Raw genomic sequence first — 23,228 nt, 5'->3', positions numbered from 1 at the left:
CCGCCGGCGCCGGTTCCGCGCGGAAACCGGCACCGAGAAATCTTGAGACCGCATTGTTGTGACGAAAGCTCCGAATCACGGAGCAAGGCAGCAAATATCTCTACGTGTGTCAAAAATACATTTGGATTAATTATAATTATATTCAGCGCATGCAGGGTCGATCTACGTGATCGATATTGAGTGAGTTCTATACTGACTTTCATTGCCGAACGACATCATTATCAGTGCCTCACTCATCATCGCACGGTCGAGCCGGCGATTTCGCGGAAGGCCGGGCCGGAGCTCGGCCGAGGCGCGCGGCCGGGATCGTCGGGCCGGGCGGGGCGTGCGGGGCCCGACACGGCCGCGATCGGGTGTGGATCGCGCGCGTCCGATCGGGTTGCCGCGGCGGAGACCGGGGCGCCCGGTTGCCAGGCTTGCCCACCCCGCCTAGACGGGCCCGGCGCGAAACGTGCCTGTCACCCCTCCTCTAGTGCAGAGGTTTTCCCGTGATCACCGGTCCGTGCCTCATCGTCCAGCCGATCCACGCGGCGGGCCTCGACCGGCTGCGGGCGGCCGGATTGGAGCCGCGTCCGGCGAGCGGCACGGATCCCGAGACCCTGGCCCGCGAGGCCGCCCCGTGCGTCGCCGTCATCACCCGCAACACCGGCTTCCCGGCCCGCGCCATCGCGGCGGCCCCGGCCCTGCGGGTGATCGGCGTGCACGGCACCGGCACCGACCACGTCGCCACCGCCGAGGCGACCGAGGCCGGGATCGTGGTGGTCAACACGCCCGGCGCCAACGCCGTCTCGGTGGCCGAGCAGACGCTGGCGCTGATCTTCGCCCTGGCCAAGGCCCTGCCGGAGGCCGACCGCTCGGTCCGGCGCGGGGACGACAGCTTCAAGTTCACCGCCCGCCTGATCGAGCTGGCCGGCCTGACGCTGGGCCTCGTCGGCTTCGGGGCGATCGGGCAGGCGACGGCCCGGCTCGGCGCGGCCCTCGGCCTGCGGGTGCTGGCCTACGGCCCGAGCCGGCCGGACGCCGACTTCGCCAATGCCGGCGCCCTGCGGGCTCCTTCGGTGGACGCGCTCCTCGCGGAGGCCGACATCGTCTCCCTGCACGTGCCCCTGACCCCGGCCACCCGCGGCCTGATCGGCCGGGACCAGCTCGCCCGGATGAAGCGGGACGCCTTCCTGATCAACACCAGCCGCGGCGGCCTGATCGACGAGGCGGCCCTGGTGGAGGCGCTGGAATCCGGCACGATCGCGGGCGCCGGGCTCGATGTCTTCGCCCAGGAGCCCCTGCCGGCCGACCACCCCCTCGCCCGTCAGGCGCGGGCGATCCTGACGCCCCATGTCGGCGGTTCCACCGGGTCGGCCCTGATCCGCACCGCCGAGACCGCCGCCGGCCGCGTGGTCGACGTGCTGGCGAGCCGGCGGCCGGGCGGACTGGTCAATCCGGATGTCTGGGCGCGGCGGCGCGCCCTGTGATACCCTGAGACGGGTTGCCGCCGCGGGCCGCGCGACCGATCTCCGACCGGCACCTCAGGCTGAGGGCGCGGGTGGGAAGGCCGCGGTCCAACGGCTCCGACCGCGCCCGGATCACGCCCTTTCGTCCGCACCACGACCACCCGCCGCGCACGTTGTCATGCAATCGTCGCAGACGGGCCGGAAAGCCACGCGCTGCATCCGAGGCCAGAGAGGGCTCCATGGACTTCCACCGTCGCTTCACGGTCCTGATGTGCGCCCCCGCCTTCGATCCGGACGATCTCGAAGGCGCGCGCGTCAATCAGATCGTGGCAGCCGTGGAGCAGCGCGGCTTCGAGGTGGTGCGCGCCCGGCGGGTCGAGGACGCGGCCATCGCGGTGCAGACCGACGCCGCGGTGGGCTGCCTCGTGGTCGATTGGGGCAAGCGCGGCCTCGACGGCAAGGCCGCCGCCCTGATCGACATGATGCGCAAGCGCGGCCTGGAGATGCCGATCGTCATCATGGTCCGCCGCAAGCGGCTGGAGGACATCCCGGTCGAACTGCTCGATTTCATCGACGGCTACATCTTCCTGGCGGAGGAGACGCCGGAATTCATCGCCCGCGGCCTCGTCAGCCGGGTCACGCAATACGCCCAGACCCTCAAGACGCCGTTCTTCGGCGCGCTCGTCGACTACGCCGAGAAGGGCAACCAGCTCTGGACCTGCCCGGGCCACAACGGCGGCATCTTCTACAACCGGTCGCCGATCGGCCGGATCTTCGTGGAGCACCTGGGGGAAGCGATCTTCCGCGACGACCTCGACAACTCGGTCCTCGACCTCGGCGACCTGCTGACCCACGAGGGCCCGGCGCTGAAGGCCCAGAAGGAGGCCGCCAAGATCTTCGGGGCCGAGAAGACCTACTTCGTCCTCAACGGCACCTCGGCCTCCAACAAGATCGTCCTGTCCTCGCTGATCGCGGAGGACGACCTCGTCCTGTTCGACCGCAACAACCACAAGGCGGCGCATCACGGCGCCCTGTTCCTGGGCGGCGGCATCCCGATCTTTCTGGAAACGGACCGGAACGCCTACGGCCTGATCGGCCCCATGTATCATGAGGCCCTCGACGAGACCCGGATCCGGGAGAAGATCCGCCGGAACCCGCTGGTGACCGATCCCGAGGCGTGGCGCCGGGAGCGGCCGTTCCGCGTCGCGGTGATCGAGCAGTGCACCTACGACGGCACGATCTACGACGCCCAGGAGATCCTGGAGAAGATCGGCCACCTCTGCGACTACATCCTGTTCGACGAGGCCTGGGCGGGCTTCATGAAGTTCCACCCGCTCTACGCCCGCCGCTTCGCCATGGGGCTGACCGGCCTCGACGAGACCTCGCCCGGCATCGTTGCCACGCAATCGACCCACAAGCAGCTCGCGAGCTTCTCCCAGGCCTCGCAGATCCACACCCGCGACGGGCATATCCGCGGCCAGACCCGGCGGGTCGAGCACAAGCGGCTCAACGAGAGCTTCCTCGTCCACGCCTCCACGTCGCCCTTCTACCCGCTCTTCGCCTCCCTCGACGTCGGCGCCCAGATGATGAAGGGCCGCTCCGGCATGATCCTGTGGGACGACACGATCCGGCTCGGGATCGAGTGGCGCAAGAAGGTCCGGGCGATCCGGCGGGAATTCGAGGAGAACGAACGCGATCCCGCAAGGCGCTGGTTCTTCGACCCCTTCGTGCCGGACGTGACGGTGAATGCCGACGGGGCCGAGGTGCCGTGGGAGAGCGTGCCGACCGACGAACTCGCCGCCACGCCGCGCCACTGGGAGCTGAAGCCGGGCGCCCGCTGGCACGGCTTCACCCACGTGGCGCCGGGCTACGCGATCACCGACCCGAACAAGCTCACCGTGCTCACCCCCGGCTTCGACCGGCACACGGGGGCCTACGCCCAGCACGGCGTGCCGGCGCCGATCGTGGCCCAGTACCTGCGTGAGAACCGGATCGTCGCCGAGAAGAACGACCTGAACTCGCTGCTCTTCCTGCTGACCCCGGGGGTCGAATCCTCCAAGGCCGGCACGCTGATCTCGGGCCTCGTCGCCTTCAAGCGGCTCCACGACGACAACGTCCCGCTGGAGGAGGCCATGCCGGAATTCGTCAACCGCCGGCCGAACCGCTACCGCGGCGTGCGCCTGCGCGACCTCTGCGCCGAATTCCACGCCTTCCACCGGGAGGCCGGCACCTCCACGCTCCAGCGGCGCCAGTTCGCCCCGGAGCACCTGCCCGAGATGGTGATGCCGCCCAAGAAGGCCGCCCAGCTGCTGACCCGCAACAAGGTGGATTACGTGCCGATCGCCGAGGCCGAGGGGCGGATCGCCACCACGCTGATGCTGGTCTATCCCCCGGGCATCGGCACGGTGCTGCCGGGCGAGCGCCTGGACGACCGGGCCAAGCCCATGCTCGACTATTTCAAGATGTTCGAGGCCTCCGCCAACCTGTTCCCGGGCTTCGAGGCCGAGATCCAGGGCGTCTACCGCGAGGTCGATCCGGACGGGCGGATCCGCTTCCACACCTACGTGGCACGCGAGGGGGCCTGATGGAGATCGAGGTCGAGACGCCCGGCCTGGTCCCGGCCCGCACCTGCCCCGACATCGTCATCCGCGCCTCCTCGGATGCGGATGTCGAGGCGATGGTGGCGATCTACGAGCACCACATCAGCAGGGGCGTGAGCGATGTCGGCGTCGCCGAGGAGGACCGTCTGCTTCCCGACGACCTGAAGCGGCGGCGCAAGACCATGCGCAAGAAGCGCCTGCCCCACCTCGTGGCCGACCGGGACGGCGCGGTGGCGGGCTACGCCTACGCGGTGCCGTTCCGGAAACGCCCGGCCTACCGCTACACGCTGAAGCACTCGATCTACGTGCATCCCGACCACCTGCATGCCGGGATCGGCCGCCGGCTGCTGCCGGCCCTGATCGAAGCCTGCGCGGCCGGCGGCTACCGCCAGATGATCGGCTACATCGACGCCGAGAACGCGGCGTCCCTGCGGCTCCACGAGGCCTGCGGGTTCGAGCGGGTCGGCTACCTGCGGGCGGTGGGCTTCAAGTACGGCCACTGGTCGGACAGCGTCATGGTCCAGCGGGCGCTGGGCACCGGGTCGGAGGACCGGCCGGGGTAGCGCGGGCCGGGACGGGGCGGCGTCCGACGCCCGGCCGCCGTCATTGCGAGCGCAGCGAAGCGATCCAGGAGCGCCACACTTACGGAGGGCGCGCTACCCTGGGTCGCTTCGCTGCGCTCGCGATGACGGAGCGCGTGACACCCGCCGAAGGATTCGACCGGGGCCGGGATCAGTGGCCGGAGGCCGGCTGCGCCGTCGCGACGATGTCGACCTCGACGCCGACATCGAGCGCCACCCATTGGCCCGAGGCCCAGGCCCCCTGGCCGACGCCGAACTCGGTGCGGACGAGGCCGACGCGCCCCACGGCATGCGCCGCGCCGCCGTCGAAGGTCAGGTGGAACGGCAGCGTCACCGGCCGGCTCGTGCCGCGGATCGTCAGCGTCCCCACCGCAGCGTAGTCGCCCTGCCCCTTGTCGACGAAGCGGGTCGCCTCGAAGCGCGCCTGGCTCGCCGCCTTGACGTCGAACCAGTCCTTCTGCGGCAGGGCCTCGTCGCGCTGGACGTCCCCGGTCCGCGCGCTGGCGAGGTCGACCAGCACGAGCGCGTGCCCCGCCTCGGGCTTGGCGGGGTCGAAATCCACGCTGGCCGTGAACCGCTCGAACCGCCCGGTGAACGGGACGCCGACCTGCACGCCCGAGAACCGGATCGCGCTCCGGGCCGGATCCACCGCCCACTCGGCGGCGGCGGCCGGCAGGGCTTCGCCCAGGAACGCGCCCAGGAACGCGCACAAGAACGCGCCCTGCAGCGCCGCGAGCAGGCAGAGGTGACGCGCGTTCATCGGGTGGGCTCCACGATCGGGGCGGTCGACGGCCGGCGCCCCGGCAGCATGCGGCGCAGCACGTCGTCGCGCAGGAGGAAATGGTGGCGCAGGGCGGCCGCCACGTGGACGGCGAGGAGGGCCGCCAGGAACCACGCCCCCAGGGCATGGACCTGCTTGAGGAGGCCCTCGGCGGCGGCGGGGTCGGGGACGTGGGCCGCCAGCGGCAGGTGCGGCCAGGGGACGAGGCCGTAGAGCACCGTCGGGATGTTGAACGGCGACAGCGAGACCACGGCCCAGCCGGTCAGGGGCAGCCCGACGAGGAGCAGATAGAGCAGGTGATGCGCCGCCGCGGCCGCCCGCCGCTCCCGCGCCGGCATCCCGGCCGGGTGCGGTGGCGCCCGGTGGGTCAGGCGCCAGAGGAGGCGCAGGACCGTCAGCGCCAGCACCGTGACGCCGACCGACTTGTGCCACTGGTAGAGCTGGAACTGGCGCAGCGGCGCCAGGGCCGCGTGCGTCATGGTCAGCCCGAGGCCGATCAGGACGAGCACGGAGAGCGCGCTCGCCCAGTGCAGCAAGATCGCCACGGCGGAGTACCGCCGCGCGGAAACCCCGTTCGCCATGGCCGATCCCCCGGTGTCAGTCCTGCTTCTCGAAGGCGCCCGCGATGGTGAGGTGCAGCTCGTCGCCGATCAGCGGCACGTAGGTCTTCACCCCGAACTCCGAGCGCTTGAGCGTGCCGGTGGCCTCGAAGCCGACCGTATACTTCTTGCTCAGCGGGTTCACGCCGGCGCCGACCAGGGTGACGTCCAGCGTCACCGGCTTGGTCACGCCGTGGAGCGTCAGGTCGCCCGTCACCTTCGCGTGGTCCTTGCCGGCCGGCGTGACCTTGGTGGACACGAAGGTCATGTCGGGGAACTTGGCGGCGTCGAGCCACTGGTCGCCCTTGAGCTCGTCGGTGAGCTTGGCGCTGGTGGTCGTCACCGAGGCGACCGGGATCTTCACCGAGAGCTTGGCCGCCGCCGGGTTCTTCGGCTGCAGCTCCAGCGTGCCGGACACGTCCGAGAAGCCGCCGGCATAGTTCGAGAAGCCCATATGGGACACGCGCCAGCCGACCTGGGTGTGGCCGGGATCGACCGCGTAGGTGCCGGCCTGGATCTGCGCCGGATCGCGGGTCGGCGGGGTCTGGGCCAGCGCCGAGGTGGCGACCGGGGTGGCGACCAGCAGGGCCAGCAGGCCGGAGGCGAGAATCGACTTCAAGGGTGTCTCCTGCAGAGCAGACGGTCGAGCGCGATTCGCTGCGCCGCAGCAGCCCTGTAGACCCGTTCACGGCACCGGTTGAGCCTGCTATCCGGAACCCCATGGTTGCGAGAACGGAAACCTTCCGGGGCGGACTCGAGGATGTTCGGGCCTTCTGCGCCGTCGTCGATCTCGGCACGGTGACGGCCGCGGCCGCGAGCCTGCAGGAGACCAAGGGCAGCGTCAGCCGACGGATCTCCCGCCTGGAACAGGCGCTGGGCGCCCGGCTGATGGCGCGCACCTCACGGGCGGTCTCGCCGACGGCCGAAGGGCTGGCCTTCTATGCCAAGGCGCAGGAGAGCCTGACCCTCCTCGACGAGGCGGCCGAGACCGCCCGCGACGCCCGCACGGTGCCGACCGGGCACCTGCGGATCACGACCTCGATCGATTTCGGGATCGAGGTGATGCCCGAGATCGTCGCGAGCTTCCGGACCGCCTACCCGCAGATCACCGTGGAGATGCTGAACACCGACGCGCGCCTCGACCTCGCGGCCAACCGGATCGACCTCGCCCTGCGTCTCGGCGGCGCGGAGGAGACCGGCTACCGCGCGATGGTCCTCGCGACCCTGGCTCTGGGCCTCTACGCCGCCCCCGCCTATCTGCTGCGCCGCCCGGCCCCGACGGACCTCGCCGGCCTGCACGACCACGACCTGATCCTCGCCCGGGAGCGGATCGGCACGGCGGGACTGGTGCTGACCGACGGGCAGGGCCGTACCGAGCCGCTGGCCTTGAGCCCGGCCATCCGGGTCAGCGACTTCGCCACCGCGCACCGGCTGACCCTGGCGGGCGCCGGGATCGGCCATCTCCCGAGCCTCGTCGCCGCCCGCGCCGTGGAGGCGGGGGAGATCCTGCGGGTGCTCAGCCCCTGGGCAACCCGCGGCGCGCATCTGCGCGCCGTCACCCTCGCCGGGCGCGAATTGCCCGCCCGCGTCCAGGTCTTCCGCGAGCATGTCCGCAGCGCCCTGGCGGCGCGCGACTGCCCCGGCGCCACCCTGGACGGCGACGACCCAAACAGATGACGCCCTCTCTTGCGCCGGAGATGACAGGGGCTGCGATCGGAATGGGCATCGCCCGGGCGACCGCCTAAGCCGAGCGACCCGCCGCCACCCGGTTCGTTCTGCCGTCGGCGGGCCGGTCCATCACGACCGACTTATATCTGCGCCGTGGCGACAGCATCGCTCTGCGCACCGGCGATGCGCACCTACCCCCGGACCAGCCGACGGATCTCGCCGTCCCGTGCGCAACGCACCCTTCCGCCGCGTCGGAGTCCGGGCTTCGGAGCGCGGCTCAGCCGTCGCGACCGAGGCCGAGACCGCGGATGATGTCGCCGATCGGATCGATCTTCGGGGATTGGGCGGCCACCGGGGCCGTCTGGGGGGCCGCCGCGACGACGGCCGGCCGATCGGATTGCGCGGTACGCTCGAGTGCGGCGTGGCGAAGCCGGGCAGTCCGGCGCGACCCACGCTCCGCCCCCTTCGGCCGATGCGTCGCCACGGCCTTCCGCAGCGGTTCGGCCGGACGTGCCATCTCGGCCGGAAGCGGCGCGGTCGGCATCGCCGTGGAGGGGACCGCGGCGGCGATCCGCGGCGTCGGGACAGCCGCCAGCGCCCCGGTGGTCTCCGGTGCGGACGCGTGGGCCGGGGGATTCACCCAGGCGGCCGGCGCGACCGGTGCCGCAGCCGTCACGACCGGACGTGCAGGGCGTGTCTGCACCTCGTAATTGCCCGGATGCAGAATATGCGCGGCCGCCACCAGCCCGAATACGGCAACGGCAGTGGTACCGAGGGTGGAGCGGTAGTGTTCCATGGCGGAAAAACGTACCGCCAAGCTCCCGGTTCCGCGCCACCGAACCGTGCGTCGGCGCAAACAAAAAAGGCCACTCCCGAAGGAGCGGCCCGAAGTCTAGGGAGGAAACGCCCAAGAAGGGCAGCGGGATCGCGACGCCATCGCCATCCCGCAATGCAAAGATAGGATACCGCAGTGCGGCATGCAACGGATCGGACGCCGGGGAGATATGCATATGCTCCCCTGTCGGGCCGCCCAGCCATGCACCTGAAGCATGTCACCGCGCGGGATCGCGGACGGACCGCGCGACGCGCAGAGCGCCCTGCACGCGGATCTGGCGGTGGCGGGTGGACGAGAACGGGATCTAGGCCCCCCCGGACCGACCATCCTGGCCGATGAGCCGCTCGATCTCCGCCTCCGCGACGGCGCGTGCCGCGTGCTCGGAGGTGTACGGGCGGAACGACCCCCGGACCAGCTTGCCGCGGTCGCGGATCGCCCAGGTGAAGCGGCCGGGATCATGCCGGCTTGGCCTGACCTCGACCGTGTAGAGATGCCCGCCCGTCGCACCCATGCTGGGAATGTGCGGAAGCGTCCCGCATCGGGACAGGGGGTGCGACCCTGGGCGTCAGCCCCGGTCGCGAGAGCCGTTCTCCCCGCTTTGCTAGGGCGCGCTCCGGACTAGGGCCGGCCGTCCGACCCGCCCCCGTCCTCCGGAGGGGCCGGAGCGCGGGCCCCTCAGGCGGAGAGGGGTGGATCGGAACGCCGCGGAGGCCGTATCGTCGGTCCCGTCACCCCGCGGTGGGGAATCACAGAACCCGGTTGCACCCCGTGCGGGAACGGCCCTAGCGCGCCGGCCGCCGCCGGCCCTGGGCCGGTCCGCGCGGTCCGGGGCCGCCCGCCGGCCGGCCCTCGCTCCGAGCCTCGCCCCGAGTCTCGCCCCGAGTCTCGCCCCGAGCCTCGGCCTGCCCCTCGGTCCGGGTCCCGAGCCAGACCACGTGCTTCGGGCCGCTGCCCCGGCCGCTCGCGTGGACGCGCTGCTCGTCGACCGCGAAGCCGGAGCGCTGCAGGCGGCTCTTGAACTTCCGGTCCGGCGCGCCCGACCAGACGCCCAGGATGCCGCCCGGCCGCAGGGCCCAGCGGGCGCGCTTCAGGCCCCAATTGTCGTAGAGCCGGTCGTTCGCCTTGCGCATCAGCCCCTCCGGGCCGTTGTCGACGTCGAGCAGGATCGCGTCGTAGCGCGCCGGGCCCGCCTGGATCAGGCGGTTGACGTCGGCCTCCTGCAGGTCGACCCGCGGATCGTCCAGGCAGCCGGCGAAGACGTGGGCGAGCGGCCCCCGGGCCCAGGCGACCACGGCGGGCACCAGCTCGGCCACCACCACCTGCGCCTCCGGCCCGAGGCCTTCGAGCGCCGCCCGCAGGGTGAAGCCCATGCCGAGGCCGCCGATCAGGATCCGGGCCCGGGGCCGGTCCTGGAGCCGCGCGCAGGTCATCGCCGCGAGCGCCACCTCGGAACCGCTGCGCCGGTTGTTCATGAGCTCGATCGTGTCGGCCATGATGGCGAATTCGTCGCCGCGCCGCATCAGGCGCAGGTCGGTGCCGCCCCCGGGCACGGATCCGGTATCGAGATGAACCCAGGGTATCACGCACACGTCCTCGGCTTGCCGGCGCCCGTCCCGTACGGGCGGCGGAGGGATCGCGGCAGGAGCAAGGCGGCGCCCGGACCCGGCAGTGCGCGTCGCGCAACCCCCTGCCCGGCGACGCACCTTGCCGCGACCGATTCCGGCGGCGTATCAGCACCTATGGCCAAACGCATCAAGTCGAGACCCCAGGAGCGGGGCTCCGTTCTGTTCGATATCGTCTTCACGGACGGTTCACGGGCCTCGAACCGGCGTGTGCCGGCCGAGATCCTCGGCGGCCTGGACGGCGACGAGCCGGCCCGGCAGCTCATCGCCGAGCAGGAGGAAGAGATCGCCCGCAAGGCCGGACGGCCGGGCCGCGAGATCGAGAGCCTGACGCGCTCGCCCGTCGTCAAGCCGAAGCCGGTCGTCTGACCGGAGCGGTCAGGCGCTCTCGGCCAGCCGGCGCAGGACCTCGTCGCGCAGGGCCTCGTTCATCGCCGCGAACCGGGCCTGCAGGCGCGTCCGCAGCCACGGGACCAGGGCGGGGGCGAGCAGGCCTGCGACGGCCACTGCCTGGACGAGGCGGACCCCGTCGGCGGTCTCGAGGATCCGGACCTCGTGCTCGCCGACGAGCAGGGGCGGCATCGTGAGGCCGCCGCGCCAGGCGAGGCGCCGGCCGGGCTCCCAGCCGATCACCGTCACCTGGCGCATCCGGTAGGCGCGGCCGTTCAGGGTCCGCTCCAGCCGCCAGCGCGCGCCCTCGCGCAGGCGGCCCGCAGCCTTGCGGATATACGGGTTCCACGCCGGGTAGGAATCCAGATCCGTCAGCACGGACCAGACCAGTCCGGCCCGCGCGGGGATCGCGATCTCCGTGCTGCTGATCCGAACGCCCGTCATGCCTTCCCTCCCGCCGCCCTCCCGCCGGCGCCCGTTCGCCCCGGCCGCTCCCGCTCTCCGAGACCGCGCGCCGCCCACCCGGCGGTTCAGACCGCGCCCTCGACCACTTCCAGCGCCCGCAGGATGGCGAACCCGATCCGCTCGGCCTCGGTCTCCGCGTCGGCGGGGAGCAGCGCCACGGTCTCGACCCCCCGCTCGTCCTCCGGACCGACCACGACCCGGATCACGTCGCCCTCGACCGCCGACGGGTCCCGGATCAGGCCGACCCGATGGCCGGCCCCCGTGCCGAAGACGCGCAGGGGCGCCTGGGCGGGATCGGGCTCCGGTTCCGGCGCGGGGGTGCGGGGGACGCCGAAGGCGGGGCGGATGACGTTGTCGTCGGACATGCGGAACCCAGTCTCCGTTCGTACGCGGGTGCCGGTGCGGGCGGGGCTCAGGCCGGCCCGGTCCGGGGGGCGGCGAGACCCGCCGTCGCGAGCACCGCGTCGGCCAGCACCTCCAGGCCGGCGACGGCCCAGGCCGGCGTGATGCTCTCGGCCTCGTTGTGGCTGATCCCGCCGTGGCAGGGGCAGAACACCAGGGCCGCCGGCACCGCACGGGCGCAGTAGACGGCGTCGTGGTAGATCGCGGTCGGCATCCGCGTCCAGGCATGGCCCCGCGCCTCCGCCGCCGCCTGGACGCGATCCACCAGAACCGGATCGAACGGGGTCGGGGGCGCCCGCCAGAACTCCGAGACCTGGATCGTGACGCCGCGCCCGGCCGCCAGCGCGTCGGCCCGGGCGCGGATCCGCGTCCCCATCGCCTCCAACTGCGCGGTGTCGCCGTGGCGGGTGTCGAGGCTGAACCAGACCCGGCCGGGCGTGATGTTGCGGCTCGCCGGCTCCGCCTTCAGCACGCCGACGGTGGCGCGCCCGCGCTCGCCCCCCTCGCCGACCGCCGTCTCGGCGATGTCCTCCAGCGAGGCGATCAGCGCCGCCGCGGCCATCATCGCGTCCCGCCGGCCCGCCATGGGGCTGCCGGCATGGGCCTCCTCGCCCAGCACGGTGATCTCGTACCAGATCTGGGCGAGCGCCCGGTCGACCACCCCGATGGTGAGGCCGGCCTCCTCCAGGCGCTTGCCCTGCTCGATGTGGAGCTCGAAATAGGCGCCGATCTCCCGCAGGGCGGCCGGATCCGCCGTGCCCTGCCAGCCGATGCGCCGCAGCGCGTCGCCGAAGACGTGGCCCGCGAGGTCCCGGGTCGCCAGGATGTCGGCCTCCGGGACGATGCCCATGGCGACGCCGCTGCCGCTCATCGGCGGGGCGAAGCGTGCGCCCTCCTCGTTGCACCAGTTGATCAGCAGGAGCGGCGCCTCGGTCTCGATCCCGGCCTCGTGCAGGGCGCGCATGATCTCGAGCCCGGCCAGCACGCCGAGGGGTCCGTCGAACTTGCCCCCGGTGGGCTGGGTGTCGAGATGGCTGCCGATGGCCACGGGCTTGCGGCTCGGATCGCGCCCGGGGCGGCGGAAGATCATGGTGCCGACCCGGTCCACGGTGAGCGTCAGCCCCGTCGCCTCGCCCCAGCGTTGGAACAGGGCGCGGCCCTCGGCGTCGCGGTCGGTCAGGGCCTGCCGGTCGTTGCCGCCGTTGGGAAGCGCGCCGATCCGGGCGAGGTCCATCAGGCTGTCCCAGAGCCGGACCTGCGAGAGCGGGAGGTTGATGCGGTCCACCGTGCGCTCCATGGTGCCTCTGCCGAATGCCGACCGGACGGTGCAGGTTACGGCGCACCGGCAACCCGCACCAGGGTCGGGCGACGCGCGTTCCGGCGGCCGGGCAGCGGCCGTCCCGGAGCCCGGGGCGGAGTGCGGAATTCTCTCCGATCGCGCGGTCTACCCATCATTTGTGATCGAACTTTCTCTGCCGCAGCGATGTGGATCCGGTCTTTGTGCCGTGATGGGACGACCGAGACCTGTCGAGGAACGCCGAGATTCGCCCTGCGCCGCATCGATGTCTTCCTCGGCCGCAATGCGACCCGGCGCTCGGCGGCCGCGACGCCGCGTATGAAGCTGTCGACCGGGACGATACTGGACATCCGGCGTGCCGCGCGCATGTGGTGCGGATCAATCTGTCCATCATCGTACAGTCATCGATACTAGCCAGTTCGGAGAAGATTCCATGATGCTGGCTTCTACGGCAGCCTCTGCCCTGCAGGCCGCCGGACTGATCGGACTCTGGGATACGGACGTCCGGGCCGGCCGGTCGGTGCTCGATACGGGCGCGGCGTCCCTTCTGGCGGGGGACCCGCGGCTCGCCGGGACGCCGCTGCCGCTGGACGCCGCCCTCGGCCGCATCCACCCGGCGGACCGGGACTGGGTGTTCGGCCGGATCCACCATGTCCGTCGGACCGGGGGCCCGGTTTCGCTGGAGTTCCGCATCCTGACCGGGGCGGGCGAGACCCGCTGGATCCTCAACCGCGGCTGCCTGACGCCCGACGCGGACGGCGCGCTGCGGGGGCGCGGCGCCTATATCGACGTGACGGATCTCCATCCGCCGTCGGTGCGGGACGCGGAGGGCAGCGGCGCCGCGCAGGGGGCCGACCTGAACGTCGCGGCCGACCACGGCATCGCGGTCCACGCGGCGCTGGAGCGCCACGGGGACCCTTATCTGAAGACGGTCTCGGAGATGCTGCTCCTCGGGATCGGCCGTGCGCTGGCGCGGCGCGAGCCCTGAGGAATCCGCAGGCTCAGGTGCGCCAGGGATGGGCCGGCAGTTCGGTCTGGCCGATGGCCTTGGCGCCGGCTTCCGCGACGGTGTGGTCGTTCTCCACCGTCGAGCCGCTGACCCCGATGGCGCCCGACATCACGCCGTCGGCGTCGACGATCGGGATCCCGCCCGGGAAGGTGATCAGCCCCTCGTTGGAGTGCTCGATCCCGTAAAGCGGACCACCCGGCTGGGACAGCTGGCCGATCTGGCCGGTCATCATGCCGAAGAACACCGACGTCTTGGCCTTCTTCTGGGCGATGTCGATAGACCCGACCCAGGCATCGTCCATGCGGTGGAACGCCTTGAGGTTGCCGCCGGAATCCACCACGGCGATGCACATCTGGGTGCCGAGCTCGACGGCCTTCGCCCGCGCGGCCGCGATCGCCGTCTCGGCCTGCTCGATCGTCACGTGCATGGGACACTCCCGTTCGCGTTGTCTGCGCGACAGGCTGTGACGGTTTGAAGCGCCCGGCGCAAGATCGACCGCAGATCGGCGGCGCACTCAGCCGGCGCGCTCCCGGGCGGCGCGGATGCGCTCCAGGAGGTCGGCCGCCAACGCCGCGCACCCGGCGGAATCCGGGCAGGGCCGCTTCCACACCACCCGTCCCTCGCGCAGGATGACGTCCGCCTCGGCGGCCATCGCGGGCAGCGGCCGGTCCGGCCGCAGATCGGCCGCGACGCCCTGCGGGCCGCCCCGGAGCCGGGCGACGCCCAGCGCGCAGCAGGATGCGCGCAGCCGCGCGAGGTCGAACAGGGCGAGCACCGGCGCGGGGGCCGCGCCGAACCGGTCCTCGACCTCGCCGGCCAACGCCTCGATCGCCTCGGGATCCTGCAAGCGCAGGAGGCGCGTGTAGAGGCTGAGGCGGATCTCGGGCTCGGGGACGTAATCTTCGGGAATGCGGCTCGGCAGACCGAGTTCGATCTCGGGGCTCCAATCCTCGGCGCGCTCGCCCTTGGCGGCGGTGAGCGCCAGCTGCAGCAGGTGCTGGTAGAGGCCGAGCCCGACGAGCTTGGCGTGACCCGCCTGATCCTCGCCGACGAGGTCGCCGGCGCCGCGCAGGTCGAGGTCCCGGGCGCTGACCGCGAAGCCGGCGCCGAGGCGATCCAGGGCCTCCAGGGCCCGCAGGCGCTGGAGCGCCCCCGCCGGCGGGGGAGCGGCGGGGTCGCTGAGCAGATGGACGGTGCCGCGCCGCTGGCCGCGGCCGACGCGGCCCCGGAGCTGGTGGAGCTGCGCCAGCCCGAACCGGGCGGCCTCCCAGACCAGCATGGTGTTGGCCCGGGGCACGTCGAGACCGCTCTCCACGATGGCGGTGGCGAGCAGGACGTCGCCGTCGCCATCCGCGAAGCGGACCATGACCTCGTCCATGGCGGAGGGCTTGAGATCCCCGTGCGCCACCAGGATGTCGAGGCCCGGCACGAGGGCGCGCAGCCGCTCGGCCATGGGGCCGATATCCTCGATCCGCGGGCAGACCACGAAGCTCTGGCCGCCCCGGCGGTGCTCGCGGATCAGTGCCTCGCGGACCGCCTCGGCGTCGAAGGGCGCCACCACGGTCCGGACCGGCTGGCGCAACGCCGGCGGCGTGGCCAGCACGCTGAGGCTCTGGAGGCCGACGAGCGCCGCCTGGAGCGTGCGCGGGATCGGGGTCGCGGTGAGCGTCAGGACGTGGCCGCCATCCGCGAGGCGGCGCAGGTCGGCCTTCATCTTCGCGCCGAAGCGCTGCTCCTCGTCGATCACGGTCAGGCCGAGATCCGCGAAGGACACCCCGCTGCCGGCGAGCGCGTGGGTGCCGACCACGAGCCGGATCGTGCCGTCGGCGAGCCCCGCCTTGACGCGCTTGGCCTCGGCCGGCGCCACGAGGCGCGAGAGCTGCGCCACCTCCACGCCGAACCGCCCGAAGCGGCGGCGCAGGGTCTCGGCATGCTGGCGGGCCAGCACGGTGGTCGGGGCGATCAGCGCCGCCTGCCGGCCGGAGAAGATCGCGGCCGCGAGCGCCCGGAGCGCCACCTCGGTCTTGCCGAAGCCGACATCGCCGCAGACCAGCCGGTCCATCGGCCGGCCAGAGGCGAGGTCGGCCATCAGCGCATCGACCGCAGCCGCCTGATCGGGCGTCGGCGCGAAGCCGAAGCCCGCGGCGAACCGCTCCATGTCCCGGGCCGGGGGCGACAGGACCGGCGCCTCCGTCTCCCGGCGGGCGCGGGCGGCCTCCAGCATCAGGCGGGCGGTCCGCGCCATGGTGGCCTCGGCCTCCAGGCGGCGCCGGGGCCACGTGCCGCCGTCGAGCTTGTCGAGGGTGACGGCGTCGGGCTCCGGACCGTAGCGCCAGATCCGGTCGGCCTGGGTCACCGGCACCATCAGGATCGCGTCGCCGGAAAAGCGCAGGCGCAGGGCCTCGGAGGGCTCCTCGCCCCGGGTCGTCACCGCCTCCAGCCCCTCGAACACGCACAGGCCGTGATCCCGGTCGACGGCCACGTCGCCGGGGCGCAGGTCGACCTCGCCCATGGGCAGGATCGCCCGGGCGCCGCCCGTGACGGCGGCCTCCGGGCCGAACAGGTCGGCGGCGGCGATCACGGTCGCGCCCTGCTCGGGCACCCGGAAGCCGGCCGCCAGCGGCGCCTCCAGGGCGAGGACGTCGCCGGGTGCCGCCTCGGCGACGTCGGCCCAGGCGTCGATCAGCCGGATCGGGCGCTCGGCGATCTTGCCCGCCTGGCGCACGAGGCGCCGGAGTGGACGGACCGAGCCGGCGAGCACGACGACGTCGCCGGCCTTCAGCCGCTCGCGCAGGACCTTGGCGAAGGCCGTTCCCGGCCGGCGCTCGCCGGCGAAGGTCGGCATGGCCCGGGGCTCCCCGGCCGCCTCGGTGACGGCAAGCCGGCCGTGCGCCGCCACGATGGCGCGCCACGCCTCCGGCGTCAGATAGAAGGCGGCGCCGGGCTGCCCCTGCGCGTCGCGGGCGGTCAGCCGGCCCCGCGCCTCGTCCATCTGCTCGAAGAAGGCGTCGACCCGGGCCTGCGTGCCGTCCTCGACCGCGAGGCGCGCGCCGGGCACGTAGTCCAAGAGGGTGACGAGGCGGGGGTAATAGCGGTCCAGGCGATGCTCCTGGCCGGTGAAGGGCTCGAAGCTCTGGCCGGATCCGGGCTCCAGGATGATCTCGGTGGCGGGATCGATGACGAGTTCGTCCGCCTCGGCCACCGAGCGCTGCGAGATCGGGTCGTAGGAGCGGATCGCCGTGACGCGCCCCTCCGCGTGCTCGATCCGGCAGGGCCGCGGCGCGGCGGCGGGGAACACCTCGACGGTGCGGCCGCGGACGGCGATCTCGCCGGGCTCGTCGACCCGTTCGTCGAGGATGTAGCCGAGGCGCTTCAGGTCGGCGGTCGCGGCGGCGACGTCGAGGGGGTCGCCGACCCGCAGGGTCACGCGGGCCGAGGCCCAGGTCTCCGGCGGCGGCACGCGCTGCACGAGGGCGGGGGCGGTCGTCAGCACGAAATCCGGCAGCGCCTCCCGGTCGGTCAGCCAGCGCAGCACCGCGGCCCGGGCGCCCATCATGGCCCGCGACGGCGAGGCGTGGTCGAAGGGCAGGCAGTCCCATTCGGGATAGATCGCGACCTGCGCGTCGGGATCCAGCGCCCGGAGGGTCGCGGCGAGGTCCTCGAGGCGGCGGGCATCCCGGGCGACATGCACCACCGGACCGGGGCCCTCGGCATAGGCCAGGAGCGCCACCGCCAGGGCGCCGGTGGGCATCAGCGGCGCGTCCTCCAAGCCCTGATGGGCGCCCGCCTTCGTCCTGCGCTTGGCCATGCCTGATCCGAACCCGTCCCTCTTGAGCCGGCAACGCCGCACCGCCCCCGCGGGCTCCCGGCCGCGGCGATCCGATCCACAGCCGTGACCGCGCGGCCTCCGGTGCGGTCCGCGCCGGCACAGATCACGAAGACACCGCAGCGGGCGCCCGGACGGGATCGTCGGCCCGGACAAGACTTGGCCGGCGCCTGTGAAACCATGTTGTCGCCGACGATCCGATGCGAATGTCGACTAATGGACTGTCGCGGAATGCTTGGGCTGGTCGCGCCGCCGGGCCCGTGAGGCAGAGTTTCATTAGGGAGGCGCGGGCGCTTACGCTATGACGGTCCCGTGTCGCAGACCGAGACAATATCCCGCCCGTCGGGTTTCGAGCCCGAGCATCCCCAGCGGCTCGCCGCCTTGCGCGCCTACGCCATCCTCGACACGCCGCCGGAGCGCGCGTTCGACGAGATCGCCGAGATGGCCGCCCAGGCCTGCGGCACGCCGATGGCCCACATCAATTTCGTCGATGCCGACCGGCAGTGGATCAAGGCCGCGTTCGGCCACCCCGCGCGGGCGATGCCGCTCGATTTCGGCTTCTGCACCGAGGCCATGCGCGAGGACGGCGTCCTCGTGCTGCCCGATCTGGCCGCGCTGCCGGACCGCGCCGCCAATCCGCTCGTGGCCGGCGAGCCGCACCTGCGCTTCTACGCCGGCGTGCCCCTGGTGACGCCGGACGGCTGGGCCATCGGGACGCTCTGCGTCCTCGACCGCGTCCCGCGCACCCTGACCGACCAGCAGATCTTCATCCTCAAGGCGCTCGCCCGGACGGTGATGACGCAGCTGGACACCCGGAATGCCGAGGCCGCCCTGCGCCGGAACGAGGAGCGCTACCGCTCGCTGTTCACCTTCATCGATGCCGGCTTCTGCCTGGTCGAGCTGACGTTCGAAGACGGCCGGGCGGTCGATTACCGCTTCCTGGAGGCCAATCCCGCCTTCGAGCGGCAGACCGGCCTGACGGACGTGGTGGGGCGGTGGATGCGGGACATCGCCCCCGATCACGAGCAATGCTGGTTCGACCTCTACGGCCGCGTCGCCCTGACCGGCGAGCCGGTCCGCGTCGAGCAGGCCGCCAAGGCCCTCGGCCGCTGGTACGACGTGCACGCCTACCGGGTCGACGGGCCGGGCCGGAACCGCGTCGCGATCCTGTTCAACGACATCACCGAGCGCCGCCGGAGCGAGATCGCGCTCCGCGCCCGGGAGGCGGAACTCCGGCTGGTCGCGGACGCGATGCCGGTCCTGATCGCCTTCATCGACCGCACCCTCACCTATCGGTTCGCCAACGCCGCCTACGAGTCCTGGACCGGCTGCAGGCCCTCCGAGGTCGTCGGGCAGACCGTGCGGATGCTCATCGGCCCCGAGGCCTTCGCGATGCGGCAGGCCGCCTTCGAGCGGGTGCTGGCCGGGCAGGAGATCCGCCGGGAATGGACCTGGACGCTCCCGAACGGCGAGACCCGCGTCGCCGACACCCGCTACCTGCCGCGCCGGGGAGCGGACGGAGGGGTCGACGGATTCTACGTCTTCGCCCACGACGTCTCGGAGCGGAAGCGGATCGAGGCGCTGCTCCAGTCCCGGGCGGAGCGCCTCGAAGCGCAGGTCGCCGCCCAGACCCGCGACCGCGACCGGGTCTGGACGCTGTCGCCGGTGCTGAAGCTCGTCGCGGACCGGGACGGGCGGGTCCAGTCGGCGAACCCGTCCTGGAGCCGGGCGCTCGGCTGGTCGGAGGCCGAGACCCTGGGCCGGGCCGCCCTCGACTTCGTGGCCGCCCCGGAGCGGGCGGCCGCGCAGGCGGCGCTGCGGCCCCTCTGCGACGAGAGCCGGGTCGAGGATGTCGAACTCTCCTGTCTGACCCGCGCCGGCGACCGGCGCCGGGTGCTCTGGACCGTCGTGCCGGAGGACGGGCTGTTCTACGGCTTCGGGCGCGACATCACCGAGCAGCGGCAGGCCGAGGAGGCCCTGCGGCAATCGCAGAAGCTGGAGGCCATCGGCCAGCTCACCGGCGGGGTGGCCCACGACTTCAACAACCTCCTGACCATCATCCGGTCCTCCATGGAATTCCTGCGCCGGCCCGACCTCGCCGAGGAGCGCCGCCGCCGCTACGTCGACGCGGTCTCCGACACCGTGGACCGCGCGGCCAAGCTCACCGGCCAGCTCCTCGCCTTCGCCCGGCGCCAGGCGCTGAAGCCCCAGGTCTTCGACATCGGCGCGCGCCTGCGCAGCATCGCCGACATGCTCGACTCGGTCACCGGCGCGCGCATCCGCGTCATCATCGAGCTGCCGGAGACGCCCCGCTTCGTGCGCGCCGACGAGAGCCAGTTCGAGACCGCGCTGATCAACATGGCGGTCAACGCCCGCGACGCCATGCGTGGGGAAGGCAGCCTGACCCTGCGCCTGGAGGGCGAGTGCCCGATGCCGCCGATCCGCGGGCATGCCGGCGCGCCGGGACCGTTCGTGGCCGTGCGGGTTTCCGATACCGGCGGCGGCATCCCGGACGCCGATCTGGGGCGGATCTTCGAGCCGTTCTTCACCACCAAGGAGATCGGCAAGGGCACCGGCCTCGGCCTCAGCCAGGTCATCGGCTTCGCCAAGCAGTCGGGCGGCGACATCGACGTGGCGAGCGCGCTCGGGCGCGGCACGACCTTCTCGCTCTACCTGCCCCAGGTCGAGGCGCCCGCAGAGGTCGCCGAGGCCGACCGCGACCGCCGCCGGGCGGCGGAACCGCGGCGGGGCCTGTGCATCCTCGTCGTGGAGGACAATCTCGGGGTCGGCCGGTTCTGCACCCAGATCCTGGAGGATCTGGGCCATGCCCCGGTCTGGGCGAAATCCGCCGAGGAGGCGCTGGGCGAACTCGGGCGGACGCCCGACCGCTTCGACGTGGTCTTCTCCGACGTGGTCATGCCGGGGATGGGCGGCTTCGCCCTCGCCCGGCAGCTCCAGGCCGACCGTCCCGACCTGCCGGTGGTGCTGACCTCGGGCTACAGCCACATCCTGGCCACGGACGACGCCCACGGCTTCACCCTCGTGCGCAAGCCCTACTCCGCCGAGCAGCTCGCCCAGGTCCTCTACGAGACGGCGAAGCGCGGCGGGCAGCCGGCCGCCCCGGCGCCGCAGCCGGGCGGCGCTGACGGGGCGCGCGATCCTTAACCGCCTTCGCCCGAATTCGTCCGCGTTCTAACCTAAGCATTTTGGGCCACACCGGACTGGATGTATTGTATTCGCCTCGACAATCGGGGCGCGATACCGCCATGCCGCTGACCGGACGCTTCTGGTTCCGCCGGACCTGGACCGGCAAGCTGATCCTGCTCGTCGAGGAGGAGCGCGGGCGCTGGTTCCGTCGCCACCTCGGCCGCAAGCTGCGCTGGCGCGATGCGCGGCTCCTCGACCTCGCCGAAGCGCCCCTGCGGAACCTGATGACGCTGGAGCGGACCTACCGCGCCGAGTTTGGACCCGGAGACCTGCGCCGGCCGGTCGGAATCGCTCCGGTGACGGGCGCATTGCCGTTGCGACGCGGCGTTCCGGATCCAGGAACAAGACCACCTGTGTCGAGTTGATGCCGGGCCAGACGGTGCCGACCGCATTGTCCGGCCGCCCCGCTCGGGCGTTTCCTCCCTAGACTTTCGGACCGTTCTCTTGAGGGCGGTCTTTTTTTATTGTCGGTCCCCTTCCCCAGCCTGACCCGGGGCGAAGAGTTCTCAAGTTTCTCTTAGAAGATCATCCGGACCGCCGCCCGGGTCGCCGTCCGGCCCCGCCTCCAGGGCCAGAACCGCGAAGGTCGCGAGCCAGTGCTCGCCCATGTAGTCGCCGGTGACGTGCGGGAGCCCCGCCGCGAGGTGATCCTCCGCGGCCGCGCCCAGGAGCGGCCGGCGGGGATCGTCCGCACCGAGGGCCGCGGCCAGCGCGCGGAAGCACCATGCGCGGCTGAGGTTCAGCCCGTCGAGATGCGCGATCTTGCCGTCCGAGCGGTCGGTCACGCTGGCCGGGCGGAACAGGGTCGCGGGCCGGGACGCCGGGAGATCGGGCAGGAACCGGTCGAACCAGGGCGCGAAACGCGCGGGGGGCAGCAGCCGGCGCATGCATTCGGCCTCGATCAGCGCGGAGGACAGGAAGTCGTCGCCGCCGGGCTCGCCCCAGGCCGGGCAGTCCGTGTCCGCCCCGTACCAGCGCTCGGCTGTGTCGCGCAGCAGGGCGGTCAGCCCGGCATCCCCCGCGCCCTCCGCGTAATCGGCCGCCAGGCGCAGCGCGAAGGCGGTGTTGAAATGGGTCCCGACCCGTACCGGATAGACGGCGACCGGCAGGAAGTCCCGGAACCGCTGCGCGATCATCCCGGCCAGCGGCGCCAGGGCCTCGGACCAGCGGCGCTCGGGGAGCGCGGAGAGTTCGTCGGCGAGCTTCAGGAGCCAGCCCCAGCCGTAGGGCCGCTCGAAGCCCCGGGCGGTCGGGGCGGCGAAGTAGGCGCATTCCCCCGCCACCGTCTCGGGGGTCAGCTGCGCGTCGAGCCGGGCGCGGATCGCCGGGGCCTGGGGGCCGTCCGGGTACAGGCGCAGCACGCGCGCCAGCAGCCAGGTGCCGTGGACGCAGGAATGCCAGTCGTAGCTGCCGTGGAAGGCCGGGTGCAGGGCCGCGGGGGTGCGGGCATCCGCCGGACCGGCCAGGACGTGCCCGGGCTTGTTCGGATATTCGCGGGCGACGTGGCCCAGGGCGACCGCGGCGAAGCGCGCGGCGATGTCGGGGGTGAGCGCGGTCGTCATCGCGGGCATGGCGTCATCGCGGGCCTCCGGGGCGGCGAAGCGGCCGGCATAGCGGGTTTTCCGGTGCGGCGTCAGCGTCTCCGGATCCTTTGCCGGCAGGGCCCCGGATCGGCTATTGCGGGACGGCCAAGCCGACGCGCCGCGCCGGCTCGATCGGGGAGCCCTCATGCGCCGCGCGCCGTTCGCCGCCCTCCTCGTGGCGCTCTCCGCGATGGCCGCGGTCCCGGCCGCGGCCGCCCCCGATCCGAGCCGCGACGTCCTGTGGGCGGCACTGAAGACCTGCGTGCTCGCCAAGCGGCTCGCCAACCGGACCTTCCCGTGCCTCTCGGTCGACCTGGGCGACGCGGATCGTCCGGGCTCGGCAGTGCTGCGCGCCCCCGGCGAGCCGACCCACAGCGTCGTCATGCCCACCGACACCGTGGCAGGCCTGGAGGCACCGGTCCTGCGCGGGCCGCGGGGCGCCGCCTACTGGCGGGCGGCCCTGGCGGCGCGGCCGCTCGTGTCGGACGTGCTGAAAGGGAAGCTGTCCCCCGCGGAGGTCGGGCTCGCGGTCAACTCGGCCCGGGGCCGCAGCCAGGACCAGCTGCACATCCATCTCGACTGCCTGAAGCCGAGCGTGCTCAAGGCGGTCCGGGCGCACGGCCGGCAGGTGCGCCACACCTGGAGCCGCTTCCCGGTGCCACTGGCCGGCGACCGCTACTACGCCCTGCGCGTGCCGGAGGCGGAGGCCGCGCAGTTCAACCCGTTCGCGGCCCTGCACACCCTGCCGGGCGCCCGGCCGGACCTGCACCGGACGAGCTTCGCGGCGCTCGCCACGCCCCCGGGCGATCCCGAGCCGGGCTACATCCTGCTGGCCTACCGGGCGCCGAGTGCCAGCGCCGAGGACGTCATGGACCACAGCTGTCGGCTCGCGGCTGACCGGAGCGGCGCCTGAGC

At 72.6% G+C, this 23,228-nt stretch carries 21 protein-coding genes; 9 read left to right on the top strand and 12 right to left on the bottom strand.

Annotated elements, in window-relative coordinates; genetic code table 11:
- Window positions 1-488 precede the first annotated feature (488 nt).
- The 3 genes from MCBMB27_RS19065 (at window position 489) to MCBMB27_RS19055 (ending at window position 4,611) form a co-directional block, all read left to right on the top strand.
- On the top strand, window positions 489-1,469 hold the full coding sequence (locus tag MCBMB27_RS19065) for a hydroxyacid dehydrogenase (RefSeq protein ID WP_075381055.1): 981 nt from the start codon (window positions 489-491) through the stop codon (window positions 1,467-1,469).
- 218 nt (window positions 1,470-1,687) lie between these two features.
- Window positions 1,688-4,033 carry an Orn/Lys/Arg family decarboxylase gene (locus MCBMB27_RS19060; protein ID WP_043348722.1) on the top strand — a complete coding sequence of 782 codons (2,346 nt, stop codon included), beginning with the start codon at window positions 1,688-1,690 and terminating at the stop codon, window positions 4,031-4,033.
- Window positions 4,033-4,611, top strand: a complete 579-nt coding sequence (locus tag MCBMB27_RS19055; RefSeq protein ID WP_043348725.1) for a GNAT family N-acetyltransferase — start codon at window positions 4,033-4,035, stop codon at window positions 4,609-4,611. The genes MCBMB27_RS19060 and MCBMB27_RS19055 overlap by 1 nt, the downstream gene beginning before the upstream one ends.
- 169 nt (window positions 4,612-4,780) lie before the next feature.
- On the opposite strand, the gene MCBMB27_RS19050 is transcribed toward MCBMB27_RS19055, so the two are convergent.
- Genes MCBMB27_RS19050 through MCBMB27_RS19040 form a run of 3 tightly spaced genes read right to left on the bottom strand, consistent with a single transcriptional unit; the run spans window position 4,781 to window position 6,628 of the window.
- Window positions 4,781-5,389, bottom strand: coding sequence for a YceI family protein (locus MCBMB27_RS19050; RefSeq protein ID WP_075381054.1), 609 nt, complete (start codon window positions 5,387-5,389; stop codon window positions 4,781-4,783).
- Entirely contained in the window at window positions 5,386-5,991 is a 606-nt protein-coding gene (locus MCBMB27_RS19045; protein ID WP_075381053.1) for a cytochrome b, read from the bottom strand. Before MCBMB27_RS19045 ends, MCBMB27_RS19050 begins: the two co-directional genes overlap by 4 nt.
- Window positions 5,992-6,007: 16 nt before the next feature.
- Window positions 6,008-6,628 carry a YceI family protein gene (locus MCBMB27_RS19040; RefSeq protein WP_043759663.1) on the bottom strand — a complete coding sequence of 207 codons (621 nt, stop codon included), beginning with the start codon at window positions 6,626-6,628 and terminating at the stop codon, window positions 6,008-6,010.
- 101 nt (window positions 6,629-6,729) lie between these two features.
- On the opposite strand from MCBMB27_RS19040, the gene MCBMB27_RS19035 reads away from it, so the two are divergent.
- Window positions 6,730-7,686 carry a LysR family transcriptional regulator gene (locus MCBMB27_RS19035; RefSeq protein WP_043387084.1) on the top strand — a complete coding sequence of 319 codons (957 nt, stop codon included), beginning with the start codon at window positions 6,730-6,732 and terminating at the stop codon, window positions 7,684-7,686.
- A 268-nt stretch (window positions 7,687-7,954) separates the two neighbouring features.
- Here MCBMB27_RS19035 and MCBMB27_RS19030 read toward each other — a convergent pair whose 3' ends face one another.
- The 3 genes from MCBMB27_RS19030 to MCBMB27_RS19020 all read right to left on the bottom strand — a co-directional run bounded on the left by MCBMB27_RS19030 (window position 7,955) and on the right by MCBMB27_RS19020 (window position 10,095).
- Window positions 7,955-8,494: a hypothetical protein gene (locus MCBMB27_RS19030; protein WP_236952747.1), complete on the bottom strand. Its 540-nt coding sequence runs from the start codon at window positions 8,492-8,494 to the stop codon at window positions 7,955-7,957.
- Window positions 8,495-8,816: 322 nt separating this feature from the next.
- A complete protein-coding gene (locus MCBMB27_RS19025) occupies window positions 8,817-9,023 on the bottom strand; it encodes a hypothetical protein (RefSeq protein ID WP_043348747.1) in 207 nt (68 codons plus the stop codon).
- 271 nt (window positions 9,024-9,294) lie between these two features.
- Entirely contained in the window at window positions 9,295-10,095 is an 801-nt protein-coding gene (locus MCBMB27_RS19020; RefSeq protein ID WP_075381051.1) for a spermidine synthase, read from the bottom strand.
- A gap of 156 nt (window positions 10,096-10,251) precedes the next feature.
- Here MCBMB27_RS19020 and MCBMB27_RS19015 point away from each other — a divergent pair, with 156 nt between their 5' ends.
- The gene (locus MCBMB27_RS19015) at window positions 10,252-10,503 is read left to right on the top strand and encodes a hypothetical protein (RefSeq protein WP_075381050.1); all 252 of its coding nucleotides are present in this window, start codon (window positions 10,252-10,254) and stop codon (window positions 10,501-10,503) included.
- Window positions 10,504-10,512: 9 nt separating this feature from the next.
- Here MCBMB27_RS19015 and MCBMB27_RS19010 read toward each other — a convergent pair whose 3' ends face one another.
- The 3 genes from MCBMB27_RS19010 to MCBMB27_RS19000 all read right to left on the bottom strand — a co-directional run bounded on the left by MCBMB27_RS19010 (window position 10,513) and on the right by MCBMB27_RS19000 (window position 12,688).
- Entirely contained in the window at window positions 10,513-10,968 is a 456-nt protein-coding gene (locus MCBMB27_RS19010) for an SRPBCC domain-containing protein (protein ID WP_075381049.1), read from the bottom strand.
- A gap of 86 nt (window positions 10,969-11,054) precedes the next feature.
- The gene (locus MCBMB27_RS19005; protein ID WP_043348759.1) at window positions 11,055-11,354 is read right to left on the bottom strand and encodes a hypothetical protein; all 300 of its coding nucleotides are present in this window, start codon (window positions 11,352-11,354) and stop codon (window positions 11,055-11,057) included.
- A 47-nt stretch (window positions 11,355-11,401) separates the two neighbouring features.
- Window positions 11,402-12,688 carry a Zn-dependent hydrolase gene (locus MCBMB27_RS19000; RefSeq protein ID WP_075381048.1) on the bottom strand — a complete coding sequence of 429 codons (1,287 nt, stop codon included), beginning with the start codon at window positions 12,686-12,688 and terminating at the stop codon, window positions 11,402-11,404.
- A 433-nt stretch (window positions 12,689-13,121) separates the two neighbouring features.
- Here MCBMB27_RS19000 and MCBMB27_RS18995 point away from each other — a divergent pair, with 433 nt between their 5' ends.
- Complete coding sequence (locus MCBMB27_RS18995) at window positions 13,122-13,676, top strand: PAS domain-containing protein (RefSeq protein ID WP_043387077.1); 555 nt, start codon at window positions 13,122-13,124, stop codon at window positions 13,674-13,676.
- A 13-nt stretch (window positions 13,677-13,689) separates the two neighbouring features.
- Here the strand turns inward: MCBMB27_RS18995 and MCBMB27_RS18990 are convergent, their stop codons facing one another.
- Window positions 13,690-14,124, bottom strand: a complete 435-nt coding sequence (locus MCBMB27_RS18990; RefSeq protein WP_075381047.1) for a GlcG/HbpS family heme-binding protein — start codon at window positions 14,122-14,124, stop codon at window positions 13,690-13,692.
- Window positions 14,125-14,211: 87 nt separating this feature from the next.
- On the bottom strand, window positions 14,212-17,505 hold the full coding sequence (locus MCBMB27_RS18985; protein WP_170861856.1) for a DEAD/DEAH box helicase: 3,294 nt from the start codon (window positions 17,503-17,505) through the stop codon (window positions 14,212-14,214).
- 330 nt (window positions 17,506-17,835) lie between these two features.
- Between MCBMB27_RS18985 and MCBMB27_RS18980 the strand changes: the two genes are divergently transcribed.
- On the top strand, window positions 17,836-20,688 hold the full coding sequence (locus MCBMB27_RS18980; protein ID WP_075381046.1) for a PAS domain-containing protein: 2,853 nt from the start codon (window positions 17,836-17,838) through the stop codon (window positions 20,686-20,688).
- 101 nt (window positions 20,689-20,789) lie between these two features.
- Window positions 20,790-21,095: a hypothetical protein gene (locus MCBMB27_RS18975; protein WP_043387073.1), complete on the top strand. Its 306-nt coding sequence runs from the start codon at window positions 20,790-20,792 to the stop codon at window positions 21,093-21,095.
- Between the two features lie 141 nt (window positions 21,096-21,236).
- On the opposite strand, the gene MCBMB27_RS18970 is transcribed toward MCBMB27_RS18975, so the two are convergent.
- Window positions 21,237-22,292 carry a DUF2891 domain-containing protein gene (locus MCBMB27_RS18970; RefSeq protein ID WP_075382027.1) on the bottom strand — a complete coding sequence of 352 codons (1,056 nt, stop codon included), beginning with the start codon at window positions 22,290-22,292 and terminating at the stop codon, window positions 21,237-21,239.
- Window positions 22,293-22,458: 166 nt separating this feature from the next.
- On the opposite strand from MCBMB27_RS18970, the gene MCBMB27_RS18965 reads away from it, so the two are divergent.
- Window positions 22,459-23,226, top strand: coding sequence for a CDP-diacylglycerol diphosphatase (locus MCBMB27_RS18965; protein WP_075382026.1), 768 nt, complete (start codon window positions 22,459-22,461; stop codon window positions 23,224-23,226).
- Window positions 23,227-23,228 lie beyond the last annotated feature (2 nt).

It is taken from the genome of Methylobacterium phyllosphaerae, from assembly GCF_001936175.1.
GTDB classification, from domain to species: Bacteria; Pseudomonadota; Alphaproteobacteria; order Rhizobiales; family Beijerinckiaceae; genus Methylobacterium; species Methylobacterium fujisawaense.
This window is presented reverse-complemented; position numbering and strand designations above follow the sequence as displayed.

Bases quoted from the DNA above. Each gene is read 5' to 3' on its own strand.
- MCBMB27_RS18970 (WP_075382027.1), bottom strand. From the start codon at position 22,292: ATGACGACCGCGCTCACCCCCGACATCGCCGCGCGCTTCGCCGCGGTC.
- MCBMB27_RS18990 (WP_075381047.1), bottom strand. From the start codon at position 14,124: ATGCACGTGACGATCGAGCAGGCCGAGACGGCGATCGCGGCCGCGCGG.
- MCBMB27_RS18975 (WP_043387073.1), top strand. From the start codon at position 20,790: ATGCCGCTGACCGGACGCTTCTGGTTCCGCCGGACCTGGACCGGCAAG.
- MCBMB27_RS19055 (WP_043348725.1), top strand. From the start codon at position 4,033: ATGGAGATCGAGGTCGAGACGCCCGGCCTGGTCCCGGCCCGCACCTGC.
- MCBMB27_RS18965 (WP_075382026.1), top strand. From the start codon at position 22,459: ATGCGCCGCGCGCCGTTCGCCGCCCTCCTCGTGGCGCTCTCCGCGATG.
- MCBMB27_RS19045 (WP_075381053.1), bottom strand. From the start codon at position 5,991: ATGGCGAACGGGGTTTCCGCGCGGCGGTACTCCGCCGTGGCGATCTTG.
- MCBMB27_RS19000 (WP_075381048.1), bottom strand. From the start codon at position 12,688: ATGGAGCGCACGGTGGACCGCATCAACCTCCCGCTCTCGCAGGTCCGG.
- MCBMB27_RS19025 (WP_043348747.1), bottom strand. From the start codon at position 9,023: ATGGGTGCGACGGGCGGGCATCTCTACACGGTCGAGGTCAGGCCAAGC.
- MCBMB27_RS19060 (WP_043348722.1), top strand. From the start codon at position 1,688: ATGGACTTCCACCGTCGCTTCACGGTCCTGATGTGCGCCCCCGCCTTC.
- MCBMB27_RS18985 (WP_170861856.1), bottom strand. From the start codon at position 17,505: ATGGCCAAGCGCAGGACGAAGGCGGGCGCCCATCAGGGCTTGGAGGAC.
- MCBMB27_RS19035 (WP_043387084.1), top strand. From the start codon at position 6,730: ATGGTTGCGAGAACGGAAACCTTCCGGGGCGGACTCGAGGATGTTCGG.
- MCBMB27_RS18995 (WP_043387077.1), top strand. From the start codon at position 13,122: ATGATGCTGGCTTCTACGGCAGCCTCTGCCCTGCAGGCCGCCGGACTG.
- MCBMB27_RS19015 (WP_075381050.1), top strand. From the start codon at position 10,252: ATGGCCAAACGCATCAAGTCGAGACCCCAGGAGCGGGGCTCCGTTCTG.
- MCBMB27_RS19050 (WP_075381054.1), bottom strand. From the start codon at position 5,389: ATGAACGCGCGTCACCTCTGCCTGCTCGCGGCGCTGCAGGGCGCGTTC.
- MCBMB27_RS19010 (WP_075381049.1), bottom strand. From the start codon at position 10,968: ATGACGGGCGTTCGGATCAGCAGCACGGAGATCGCGATCCCCGCGCGG.
- MCBMB27_RS19005 (WP_043348759.1), bottom strand. From the start codon at position 11,354: ATGTCCGACGACAACGTCATCCGCCCCGCCTTCGGCGTCCCCCGCACC.